The following is an 11,954-nucleotide window of genomic DNA, read 5'->3' on the forward strand; positions in this document are numbered from 1 at the left end:
AATAGGGGTTTTACTCTAGGGTTTCACGCTCTTCAGAGAGCTCAATTTTGTAAAGATAAAAGGACTCACCAGAAATGGACGGCCCGAAGTAGTTTAGCGAGTCAGGATCGAGAATGAGCTTCCAATCATTTTGAGCCCTTGGGTAGTCTCGATGCATGTTAATACCGCTGATCAAGTACACTTCACCATATCCGAAATGGGAGATCAACCTTGATTTGAGTTGCTTTGGCCACACATCTTCTTGGCTTTTTGCATCCCATATGATATGGGTCATAACCGTATCTCGCGTAGGTTGATAGTAAGCGTGGCCCGATTCTAAGCTTATGGCAGGAGTCAGGTTGTCTGGGAAAACGGCCGTCTTTTCATTGGGGATTTGAGCTTCGGTTAGATACTCTGCTACATCCGCCGCGCTTGAGTACTCGTTATTGTTGAACTCTTGATTGAGATACAAAGAACCAGCCACGAGTTGCCCAAGGAGGACGAGCGACAATAGCTTAAATCGTATAATCTTTTGTCCCTGTCGACTTAAAATAAAGTGAAGAAGTAAAAAGAGTACCCAAACATGTCCAGTATGCCGGATGTACGCGTGAAGTTTTATAGAACAGAAGAGAATAATCACAGCGGCTGACCCGATAAACAGCCACCGGTGTTTGGTTGAAGGAAACGTAAGTGAAAGTATTCCAAGTAGGATGAGGGAATAAATCAATCCATAATGACTTCCATAGTCGAATTGACCTCCAAACATAGGTATGGGAATCCCCATTCCAACGCTTCCCGTTGCAGTTTGAAACAAGTCTGAGCTAAACCCCCAACCACTTGCAAACCCACCGGATTCGGGAGGGGTAAGTTGATAGATGGTGAAGACAAGCAATGCAAGGGCAACCGGAATTCTCCAAAACCAACTCTTGGACCTTGGGTCTTCAATCAACATCAAAACACCCAATGTGCTAGCTAGAATAAGCGCAAAGAAGTTGGCTTGTGTAGCGAGCAGCAGAAGGATGAAGGCTAGATTTGGTCTAGTCTTCCAAACAGTCACAGCCGCGAAGAGCAGAAATATCCCCACTGCGTAATCTCTGTAGATCACGGCATATTCAAAGGCAAAATAATAGGTGAAGGGAAGTGCCCATTTCAACCATCTAGGCCACCCACTTTTGAATATTATCAGCGCATTGGTTCCAACAGCAAAAGTAGAATGAAGTAGGGGAGTGAGTGTAGGGCCAACGACCTTGATAAGCAGGAACCACAACATGGGGTGACCTTCCCAGCGTATACGTTGAATAAGGTCCCAAAACCCGGTGGCATCTTGAGCGAGCATGACGGCCTGAGCCTCATCTCTCCACGGTTGATGGGTGGCCGTTGCAGCAAAGATTAATAGAGTGGAGAGTGTCCAGAAGACAAAATCCAAACTCCGTTCTCTGCTAAATTTCATTTTCTCAAGTTGATTTCCCTCGTACAAAGGGCAGTTTCGATTTCCTGATGATTCGACCCTACAAATAGAATTCTGTCATCTACATGGTCGGCAAGTAAGTTCTGAAACCATACCATACCCTTGGCGTCCAAATTGGAGGTCGGTTCGTCCAAGAGTAAAACGGGAGTGTCGGACAAGATTGCCAACGCGAGTCGAACGCGCTGACGCATGCCAGATGAAAAATTTGCAATTGGACGCTTGGCTACCTTTTGAAGGCGAGTCAGTTCGATCACATCCGCGTCAGACAAGCCATTTCTCCACTTTCGGAACTGCGATTGAAAAGCGACGATTTCCTCGAGGTTGTACTCTTCGATAATCTCGGTGTAGGGACCTGCAAACGCAACCTGTCTCATGTAGTTTTCTACGGGCAGGTTCTGGTTGTTCTGTGTGATTTCAATCTTGCCTTCGGTAGAAGTGAGGCTTCCTGAAATGATTTTGAGGAGTGTGCTTTTACCAGAGCCATTTCCGCCCAGAATAGCAGTTTTATCTCCTGTTTTAAAGGAATCTGAAACATTGCGGAATACAAAGTGCCGCTCAAATTTCTTTCCGATGTCCTTTAACTCAACCTGCATTCTTTGTGAGGCTGAATCCCTTCATGATACCTTGCTGAGAATTGCGAATGAAAGTCAAGATTTCGTCTCTTTCCTTCGTCGCTTCAAAGTCGGCTTCGATGATTTCGGTAGCCTGACTTACGTTGTAATTCTTCTGGAAGAGGATTCTGTAGATGTTCTGAATCTCGTTGATCTTGTCGTTGTCGAAACCACGACGACGAAGTCCGATACTGTTAATGCCCGCGTATGAAATTGGCTCCTTAGCTGCCTTTACAAAAGGCGGAACGTCTTTACGAACAAGTGATCCACCGCCAACGAAAGCGTGAGCTCCGATTTTAGTGAACTGTTGAACGGCGGAAAGTCCACCGATGATGGCATACTCACCAACTTCAACGTGACCGGCCATGGCACATCCATTTACGATGATGGCGTGATCTCCAACGATACAATCGTGTGCAATGTGGCTGTATGCTTGAAGTAGACAATGTTTTCCAACAACAGTTTTGCCGGCAGCTTTGGTTCCACGGTTGATGGTTACACATTCGCGGATGATGGTTCCGTCACCAACTTCGGCTGTTGTGTCTTCACCTTCAAACTTCAAATCTTGTGGAATTGCTGAAATAACGGCTCCTGGGAAAATGCGGCAATTCTTTCCGATGCGCGCTCCTTCCATGATGGTGACGTTACTTCCGATCCAGGTTCCTTCGCCAATTTCTACATTCTTGTGAATGGTGGTGAACGGCTCGATTACCACGGTGTCGGCAATCTTTGCTGAAGGATGTACGTATGCTAAAGGCTGATTCATCTTACTTCTCTTTGGTGATCTGAGCCATCAAGTCGGCTTCAGTAACGAGCTTGTCTCCTACAAACATCTGACCATGCATCTGTACGATACCTCTGCGGATTGGTTGTGTGAGCTCAAGACGGAAAGTGAGTGTGTCTCCAGGAAGAACCTTTTGTTTGAATTTCACTCCATCAATCTTGAGGAAGAAAGTGAGGTAATTCTCTGGGTCCGGAACACTGTTTAGCGCCAAGATTCCACCTACTTGAGCCATGGCTTCTACTTGAAGTACACCCGGCATAACCGGTGCTCCGGGGAAGTGACCCACGAAGAATGGTTCGTTCATGGTTACCGCCTTCATACCTACTACATGGGAGTCAGAAATCTCAAGGATTCTATCCACCAACAAGAAAGGAGGTCGGTGCGGCAAGCGCTTCATAATATCAGTCACCTCAAAAACAGGAGGTGTATTCAAATCGACCTTAGGCGCTTTAGGCTTTGCGTCGTTTTTCTTAATAATCTGCTGGAGCATTTTGGCAAACTCGGTGTTTGCTTTATGTCCAGGCTTTGTAGCGATAATTCTACCGCGGATACTTCTTCCCGCAAGGGCGAGATCGCCGATTACGTCGAGAAGTTTGTGACGAGCCGCTTCATTCGGAAAGTGCAAGTCGAGGTTGTCTAGAATACCGTTTGGCTTCACTTTGACTTGATCCTTCTTGAAGGCCTCTCGAAGCTTAGCCATGGTGTCGTCATTCACCTCTTTATCCACATAAACAATGGCATTGTTGAGGTCGCCACCTTTAATTAGGCCGTTATCGAGGAGGAATTCGAGTTCATGCAAGAACGAGAATGTACGTGCAGGAGCAATTTCCTTAGCGAATTCGTCGATGTGGTCGATATGTGCATTCTGGCTTCCGAGAACCTTGGTTTGATAGTCGACCATTGCGGTTACTTGGTACTCTTCGGAAGGAAGTGCGAGGATTTCGATGTCTTCTTCTTCGTCGTAATAACGAATAACTTCATCGATGATGAACTCGCGCTTCTGTGCGTCTTGTTCTTCAGCTCCAACCGTTGCAATTGCTTCCATGAACGGCTTTGAAGAGCCGTCTAGAATTGGCGTTTCTGGAGCATTGAGTTGAAGGAGGCAGTTGTCGATTTTGGAACCTACGAGTGCTGCCAGGACGTGCTCTGTGGTGAACACCTTGGCATCCCCTTTAACGAGAGTTGTTCCTCTATCGGTGCTAACCACGTTAGAGGCGAGTGCATCGATAATAGGTTGTCCCTCGAGGTCAACCCTTTGAAATTTGAATCCGTGATCGACAGGTGCTGGTTGAAGAACCAATTCTACTTCTACACCAGTGTGTAGACCTACACCTTTGATGGTTACGGGAGCTTTAAGGGTCTGTTGATGAGTCATGACTCCAAGTTTTTCTTAAGCTGATGGATATCCTTGGCTAGTTGTGGTAGTTTGCGGTACACCGCGTAGGATTTGTTGTAGTCGACATACTCGAAAGCAGGAGAGCCTTGAACTACGGCATTGTCTGGAAGATTTTTAGGGATTCCCGACTGTGCGGCGATTTTCACGCCATTGCCGATGGTAAGGTGACCGACGATACCTACTTGACCGCCTATCATGCAATTCTTGCCGATTTTGGTTGAGCCTGCAACGCCAGATTGAGCGGCAATGACAGTATTTTCACCAATTTCAACGTTATGAGCTATCTGAATGAGGTTGTTGAGCTTCACTCCTTTGCGAATGATTGTCGAGCCTAATGTAGCTCTATCTATTGTTGAGTTTGCTCCAATTTCAACATGATCTTCTATAATCACATTTCCAATTTGAGCGACTTTGTCGTAGCTGTTCTCACTATTCGGAGCGAACCCGAATCCATCGGCGCCGATGATTGTTCCGGCATGAATGGTGACGTTGTTTCCGATAACGCAATCTCCATAAATTTTCACTCCGGCGAAAATTTCACAATTCTCACCGATTTGAACGTTGTCGGCAATGTGGCAGTGAGGATGAATTTTCGTTCCGTTGCCAATTTTTGAGTTGGCCCCAATGTATCCGAAGGCACCTAAATAGTACTCTTCGGGCATGGATACAGAATCGTGAATGTACGACGGTTCTTCACGTCCGCTTTTGTTGCCCTTCATCTGATTGTACATCTCCAAAAGTTTGGCAAATGCACCGTATGCATCGGGAACTCGAACGAGTGTAGCACTGATTTCAGCGGTAGGAGCGAAGTCTTCTGAAACGATAACCACGCTTGCGGTTGTTTCATAAATATACTTCTCGTAAGCCGGGTTTGCTAAAAACGAAAGAGAGCCTTCTCCGCCCTCTTCGATCTTCGATAGTCGACTTACTGTTTGTTCTGCGTTTCCGTCGACTTTACCGCCGAGGACTTCCGCTAGTTGTTCAGCACTAAATTCCATCCCGCCAAAAGTATGAAAAATAGCGCTTGTTTAGCGTACCGTGAGATGTGGCTCGTTTCTTACCGAATGCCTCGAATTATGCGGGCTTCCAAACTTCTTTTGGGTAGCAAATAAAGTGGCGAGTTACGGCGGACTGCAAGGCTTTGAGGTTGAGTTGGTCAGCCGCTTCAGCAACGTCCGTAACCGTCCCATCCTTATACCTCAACCTGATCTGATTGTCGCCAGCCTTGTAGATGTCATTGCTCGTCGCCCTTTCAATCATGTAGTACGACGCCTCCTCAACGGAGAATCCAAATGTGGCTTGAATCTTTTGGCGAATATCATCTACATACTCTTCTTCAAACGGCTTGGCTTGTATTTCAATTCTGAACAATCGTCTATCGACAATTCGTCTACTCAAATCACTCAAAACTCGATCGTCGTGGTTGCACCATTCCTTTATGGCCGCCATCATATCGGAATCGTCGAGATGCGCAAAAGTGTCCAAAAGCGTATCGCTCTTCATGAAGTCTTCATACGTAGGATCTTCGTAAAGAAAGGTTCTCAACGCGCTAGTCCCGTGTATTTCTACGCCATTAGCAGCCAACTCTTTCGCTCGCTGAAGAACGTTTACGAGCATGAATTCAGCACTTAGGACGGTCTTGTGAAGGTATACTTGCCAGTACATCAGGCTTCTGGCGACGATGAATTTTTCAACAGAATAGATTCCTTTCGCATCTACCACCAATCTATCGTTGGCGATGTTTAGCATGGTGAGCAATCGTTCTGAATTGATAGCACCTTCAGTTACTCCGGTGTAGAATGAATCTCTTCTCAGATAATCCAGGCGATCCATGTCGAGCTGCGAAGAAATCAACTCATTCAAATACCTCTTTGGATACTTATTGTTGAAAATCTCAATCGCTGTAGTCAATCGACCTTCGAACTTTTGATTTAACCTTTCCATGAAGAGCGTTGAGAGCTGTTCGTGATCCACATTACGAACCAGCGTGTGCTCGAGTGCATGTGAAAAAGGGCCATGACCAATATCGTGCAGTAGGATGGCGATATAGACGGCCTCTTCCTCTTCATCGGTGATTTCGTGTCCTTTCGATCGCAAGACACCAACGGCTCGCTGCATTAAGTGCATGGCGCCTATGGCGTGATGAAATCGAGTGTGATACGCTCCAGGGTAGACCAAGTAGGTAAGTCCCAGCTGGGTGATTCTCCTCAGTCGTTGGAAGTAGGGGTGTTCAATTAGATCGAAAATGAGCTCGCTAGGAAGTGAGATAAATCCGTAGATCGGATCATTTAAGATCTTGAACTTGTTTGTGAAATTCGCCTCAAAGGCCATACGCAATCCGTTGGTACTGCAAAGATTTCAAACAAGATCGGATTTTCCGCCTAACTTCATCAAATATTCAAACAACAACTTGCGTTGGAGGTGCTACCTTGCAATAAATAATCAGATCTTATGGATAAGACCCGCATACTCTGGGTAGACGATGAAATTGATATGTTGAAGCCGCACATCATGTTCCTTGAGCAAAAGGGATATGACGTCGATACTTCAAATAATGGTGATGAAGCCCTTGATAAAGTAGAGGAGACTTCATACGACATTGTCTTCCTCGATGAGAATATGCCGGGCCTCAGTGGGCTTGAAACCCTGCAGCGACTCAAGGAGATTCGTGAGTCCATGCCCATTGTAATGATTACTAAGAGCGAGGAGGAGCACATCATGGAGGATGCGATCGGTCAGAAGATTTCTGACTACCTCATCAAACCTGTGAACCCCAATCAGATTTTGCTTTCGCTCAAGAGAAATTTGCAGTCACGCCGACTTGTAAGTGAGAAGACCACATCTAGCTACCAGCAAGAATTTAGAAAGATTGCGATGGAACTTGCTGAGGTTAGAACTTGGCAAGATTGGGTAGACCTCTACAAGAAACTGGTTTACTGGGAGCTTCAGTTGGAGAAGCTTGAAGACGAAGGATTGCAACAGATTCTCATCTCTCAGAAAGAAGAAGCCAATAATCTTTTTGCTCGATTTATTGAAGGTGAATATGGCGATTGGATTGAAGATGCTGAAGGCGCGCCACTCCTATCTCACCGACTTGTAAAGCAGGAAATCGCTCCAGCTCTCAGAAGTGGGAGTAAGGTGATGATGGTGGTGATTGATAACCTTCGCTATGATCAGTGGAAGGTGATTCAACCTATGCTAGAAGACTACTTCAGAATTGAATCTGAAGAGGCGTTTTTCTCAATCTTGCCGACAGCCACGCAGTTTGCGCGAAATGCCCTGTTCGCTGGAATGATGCCAGATGCTATTTCTAAACGCTTCCCTGATAAATGGGTGGATGATGTAGATGATGAGGGCAAGAATCTCAACGAAGATTTCTTCTTGAAAGCTCAAATGGAGTTGTTAGGATTGAAGGACAAGCGCGTTCATTACACCAAGGTGGCCAATCATCAAAGCGGTAAAAAATTGGCGGACAGTTTCGGCAATACACGCAACTTCGATTTGAATGTTGTGGTTTACAACTTCGTCGATATCCTATCTCACTCCAAGACCGAAATGGAAGTGATTAAGGAGTTGGCGGACGATGATAAGGGCTACCGCAGTATTACGGAATCATGGTTTAAGAATTCACCGCTATTCGATTTACTTCGCCAGGTTTCAGAAACCGATGACCGTGTTATGATTACTACGGATCACGGCACGATCAATGTTACGGAGCCATCTAAGTTGGTGGGGCAGCGTGATTTGAGTACGAACCTTCGATATAAAGCGGGGAAGAATATGAGCTACGACAAGCGCGATGTTTTTGCGATGAAGGATCCGGAAAAATTCGGTTTGCCTAAGCGGAATATCAGCGACGAGTATGTTTTCGCGAAGTCGGATAAGTTCTTTGCATACCCGAATAATTACAACCACTACGTAAAGTACTTCAAGAACACCTACCAGCATGGAGGTTTGTCTTTGGAGGAGATGATTATTCCGTATGTGTGGTTGAAGGGGAAGTAAAAGTCAGTTTGAGATAGGCCCGAATGGATATTATAGGGCGATCTTTGGGTATGAGTGGAATGGTTGGTGAGCGCTAGGGGCCGCCACCTCCTCCCCGGAGATCAAGTTACGCAGCAGAAAAGCAAATCCCGGAATCTCAATCCACAATCGACCCGCAATTTTTTTATCCGTTTTTAAACGTTTAACCTCCGACTATTTCGATTCATAATTTCGAAATTGCGAGTGGGGTCGCGGGAAGCGGCCCCGGGCAAGCCGCCCCACCCACAGCACCATTCGTTGCCTAGCTCCACCACTCCAAAGACCCCTTTTTACTCTACCTTTGCCCAATGCAATTCGAGGCAAAATCACTAGAAGACCTAAAGCAACTTGCGCCCGTGCTGGCAGAGCTAATTCCAAAAGGAGTTGTGCTTTTCCAAGGCGACATGGGGGCAGGGAAGACAACTACCATTTCCGCGCTTTGCGAAGCTTGGGGAGTCGTTACACCCGTTCAGTCGCCGACCTTCTCCTTGGTCAATGAGTATGAAACATTGAACGGCGAGACCATCTTTCACTTTGATTTTTACAGGCTTGAGGACGAAGAAGAGGCGATGGATATGGGGTATGAAGACTACTTCTGGAGCGGAAATCGATGCCTAGTGGAGTGGCCAGAAAAAATCCCTACCTTGCTACCGAAGACATTTACATTGGTACGCATTAGTGTTTCCGACGGGATTCGGACGATCCAACTGAGGCTACCATGACTACGACCTTATGAAACTACTCAAGCATTTGCTTCTCACGAAGCTTCTTTCGCGTTTCGTTCAAGTTCGCTTAGCGAAGCGCTGGACAGTCTAAAACGGATTTTCGCGATTTCACCATGACGGAACCAAACTACTTCTCGTTCTCTAGCGCTCAACTCGTCCCACAAGAAGAAAGATTAGCCGTTGGCAGAAAGAAAGGGAAACTTCAAATCGGAGTTCCCCGAGAAACCTGCATGCAAGAAAATCGCGTGGCCCTGACACCAGAAGGGGTGCATCTCCTCGTCTCTAACGGACATGAAGTTTTGGTGGAAACCAAAGCGGGGGAGGGAGCGCATTATACCGACAATGATTATTCGGAAGCTGGCGCATCCATCGCCTATTCAGCCAAAGAAGTCTTCGAATGCAACGTTGTTCTGAAAGTCGAACCGCCTTCCATGGATGAGCTCGACTTAATGAAGCAAAAGCAAACACTCATCTCAGCACTTCAACTGAAGACGTGTACCAAGGAGTTTTTCCAAAAACTGATGTCGAAGCGTGTTACCGCGATTTCTTACGAGAATATCCGTGACAGCGAAGGTCAAATACCTATCGTACGCTGCATGAGCGAAATTGCCGGGAATGCCAGCATCCTTATCGCAGCAGAGTATTTGAGCAATGTAAATGATGGCAAGGGATACATCATGGGAGGTGTTACAGGCGTACCTCCTACCGAAGTTGTGATTATTGGAGCTGGTACCGTGGGTACTTTTGCCGCGAGAACGGCTACCGGAATGGGAGCGAACGTGAAGGTGTTCGACCGTTCTCTTTCAAGATTGAAGAGACTTCAAGACAGCATTCAGGTACCCGTGTATACCTGCGTAATTCAGCCTAAAATTTTGGAGAAGGCACTTAGACGTTGCGACGTTGCCATTGGTGCAATGCGCTCGGAAGGCGGACGTACACCGTGTGTGGTTACGGAAGATATGGTGTCGAAAATGAAGCCACGTTCAGTCATTGTGGATGTCAGCATTGATCAAGGCGGTTGCTTTGAATCCAGCGAGCTGACTTCACACGAGAAGCCCATTGTCGTAAAGCATGATGTAATTCACTACGGTGTTCCGAATATCGCCTCACGTGTTTCTAGAACCGCATCATTCTCGCTGAGCAACATCTTCTCTCAAATTCTCATCACCTTTGGAGAAGAGGGTGGAATTGAAGACGTACTGAGATATCGCAAGGATGTGCGAGCTGGAATGTACTTGTACAATGGTGTGCTGACAAACAAAGCAATTGGCGAGTGGTTTGATTTGCCATTTTCAGATAGCGATTTGCTCTTCGGTTAAGCATTCCACAGCTATCTTTGCCCCATGAAATTACTCAAACGTTTTGGCTGGTACCTAGGTGGAGTCCTTCTCGGTACTATTCTCGTTCTGTTTATGTTCGGCGATAGAGAAATCGCTTGTACCTATTTTCCAAACGACCGTGTATTAGGCGATCTTCAAAAGAAAGAATTACTCTTTTCGGAAGAAGTGAAGTGCATCAACGAATGCATCGGTGCGGATGTCGATACAAACTTCTACTTCAACGTTCTACACGCTTCTAAAGTAGATTTCTCGTATAATGAGCGTGGGACGGAAAGCGATTGCAACGACTACAAACTGATTTACTCACAGGATGGTCTTGCCTACACGTTATACGTCAAGAATTGCAAGGATTCTACGGCTACGTTCCACAGGGTCGAACTTCCTGCTTCTTTCGATTGCGATTGTCCTACTGAGGAATAGTCGCCGGTTGGTGCTTTTCCTGTTTTCTCCGTCGAAGCTCAGCTTTTATCAAACCTAACTCTCGGCCGGTCTGACCGCGAACAGAGGTGTTTTCTTCTGCTCTTCTGATGAGATAAGGCATCACATCGCGTACTGGGCCAAAAGGGAGGTATTTAACAACGTTGAAGCCGCTAGCTGCAAGGTTGAAACTGATGTGGTCGCTCATTCCATAGAGTTGAGCAAACCAAATTCTTCGGTCGCCAGGGTCGATTCCTCTCTCCGCCATTAAGCTTACCAAGAGCTGACTTGATGCCTCGTTGTGTGTTCCACATACAAAGTTGATGCGGTCAATATTGTCGATAAGCAATCGGATGCCCGCGTCGTAGTCTCTATCGCTCGCTGCTTTGTCAGGCTGAATCGGGTCGAGGTAACCCATCTCTTCGGCGCGATTGCGCTCCTTTTCCATGTATGCGCCGCGTACGATTTTGACACCAAGGAAGTAGTTGTTCTCAACCGCATGTTCGAGCGATTTTTGAAGAAACTCAAGTCGGTCGTGGCGGTAAAACTGAATGGTGTTAAGAATGAGTACACGCTCTGTGTTGAACTCCATCATCAATGCAGTGACTACGTCATCTACCGCCTGTTGAATCCAAGATTCTTCAGCGTCAACCATCACTGGGATGTTGTAGTCTTTCGCAGCTTGGGCGATGTCATGGAAGCGCCCAACAACTCTGTCCCATTCCAACTGCTCATTTGCTGATAACGCGTGTCCGGCGCTCACTTTTTCAAGGAGAGCAAATCTGCCCATTCCCGTTGGCTTGAATACGGCAAGGGGAACACCTGTCTTTTCACTCGCGTATTTGATGGTCTCGATCACCGTATTCTTCGTACGATCGAAATCCTTCTCCGTTTCTTTTCCCTCAACGGAATAGTCCAAAATACTACCCACTCCCATTTCAATGAGCTCGTCAATTGAGTTGGAACAGTCGCGAATGTCTTCTCCACCGCAGAACTGATTGAACACGGTAGCCTTTATCAGACCTTTAACTGGGAGGTGGGTTTTGAAGGCAAACTCAGAAAGGTACTTGCCAGATTTTACAATCCATGGGAATGCCAGGGAGCTAAAGAGTAAATAGCTCTTTCTCAACTCGAATTTCGACTTATTGCGAAACGCAGTGGCCGTATCAGAAAAGTTAATCAGCATTCACAACTCGGGTATAACATTGAGC

The 11,954-nt window shown here is 46.4% G+C and carries 11 protein-coding genes; 4 read left to right on the forward strand and 7 right to left on the reverse strand.

Annotation, left to right across the window (positions count from 1 at the left end; genetic code table 11):
• Positions 1 to 10: 10 nt before the first annotated feature.
• The 6 genes from F8C67_RS06770 to F8C67_RS06795 all read right to left on the reverse strand — a co-directional run bounded on the left by F8C67_RS06770 (position 11) and on the right by F8C67_RS06795 (position 6,569).
• A complete protein-coding gene (locus F8C67_RS06770; RefSeq protein WP_151667071.1) occupies positions 11 to 1,429 on the reverse strand; it encodes a hypothetical protein in 1,419 nt (472 codons plus the stop codon).
• Positions 1,426 to 2,040, reverse strand: a complete 615-nt coding sequence (locus tag F8C67_RS06775; protein ID WP_151667072.1) for an ABC transporter ATP-binding protein — start codon at positions 2,038 to 2,040, stop codon at positions 1,426 to 1,428. Before F8C67_RS06775 ends, F8C67_RS06770 begins: the two co-directional genes overlap by 4 nt.
• A complete protein-coding gene (gene lpxA, locus F8C67_RS06780) occupies positions 2,030 to 2,824 on the reverse strand; it encodes an acyl-ACP--UDP-N-acetylglucosamine O-acyltransferase (RefSeq protein WP_151667073.1) in 795 nt (264 codons plus the stop codon). Before lpxA ends, F8C67_RS06775 begins: the two co-directional genes overlap by 11 nt.
• A gap of 1 nt (position 2,825) precedes the next feature.
• Positions 2,826 to 4,217, reverse strand: a complete 1,392-nt coding sequence (locus F8C67_RS06785; protein ID WP_151667074.1) for a bifunctional UDP-3-O-[3-hydroxymyristoyl] N-acetylglucosamine deacetylase/3-hydroxyacyl-ACP dehydratase — start codon at positions 4,215 to 4,217, stop codon at positions 2,826 to 2,828.
• Positions 4,214 to 5,236, reverse strand: a complete 1,023-nt coding sequence (gene lpxD, locus F8C67_RS06790) for a UDP-3-O-(3-hydroxymyristoyl)glucosamine N-acyltransferase (RefSeq protein WP_151667075.1) — start codon at positions 5,234 to 5,236, stop codon at positions 4,214 to 4,216. The genes F8C67_RS06785 and lpxD overlap by 4 nt, the downstream gene beginning before the upstream one ends.
• A gap of 76 nt (positions 5,237 to 5,312) precedes the next feature.
• Positions 5,313 to 6,569, reverse strand: coding sequence for an HD domain-containing protein (locus F8C67_RS06795; protein ID WP_151667076.1), 1,257 nt, complete (start codon positions 6,567 to 6,569; stop codon positions 5,313 to 5,315).
• Between the two features lie 120 nt (positions 6,570 to 6,689).
• Here F8C67_RS06795 and porX point away from each other — a divergent pair, with 120 nt between their 5' ends.
• The 4 genes from porX to F8C67_RS06815 all read left to right on the forward strand — a co-directional run bounded on the left by porX (position 6,690) and on the right by F8C67_RS06815 (position 10,746).
• Positions 6,690 to 8,243 (forward strand): T9SS response regulator signal transducer PorX, encoded by a 1,554-nt coding sequence (porX, locus tag F8C67_RS06800; protein ID WP_151667077.1) that lies wholly within the window; start codon positions 6,690 to 6,692, stop codon positions 8,241 to 8,243.
• A 326-nt stretch (positions 8,244 to 8,569) separates the two neighbouring features.
• Positions 8,570 to 8,983 carry a tRNA (adenosine(37)-N6)-threonylcarbamoyltransferase complex ATPase subunit type 1 TsaE gene (tsaE, locus tag F8C67_RS06805; protein WP_151667078.1) on the forward strand — a complete coding sequence of 138 codons (414 nt, stop codon included), beginning with the start codon at positions 8,570 to 8,572 and terminating at the stop codon, positions 8,981 to 8,983.
• A gap of 116 nt (positions 8,984 to 9,099) precedes the next feature.
• Positions 9,100 to 10,305, forward strand: coding sequence for an alanine dehydrogenase (locus F8C67_RS06810; protein ID WP_151667079.1), 1,206 nt, complete (start codon positions 9,100 to 9,102; stop codon positions 10,303 to 10,305).
• Between the two features lie 24 nt (positions 10,306 to 10,329).
• A complete protein-coding gene (locus tag F8C67_RS06815) occupies positions 10,330 to 10,746 on the forward strand; it encodes a hypothetical protein (protein WP_151667080.1) in 417 nt (138 codons plus the stop codon).
• On the opposite strand, the gene F8C67_RS06820 is transcribed toward F8C67_RS06815, so the two are convergent.
• Complete coding sequence (locus F8C67_RS06820) at positions 10,733 to 11,929, reverse strand: proline dehydrogenase family protein (RefSeq protein WP_151667081.1); 1,197 nt, start codon at positions 11,927 to 11,929, stop codon at positions 10,733 to 10,735. The genes F8C67_RS06815 and F8C67_RS06820 overlap by 14 nt on opposite strands.
• Between the last annotated feature and the right edge of the window lie 25 nt (positions 11,930 to 11,954).

Source organism: Phaeocystidibacter luteus, assembly GCF_008933115.1.
In the GTDB taxonomy this organism is placed as follows: domain Bacteria; phylum Bacteroidota; class Bacteroidia; order Flavobacteriales; family Schleiferiaceae; genus Phaeocystidibacter; species Phaeocystidibacter luteus.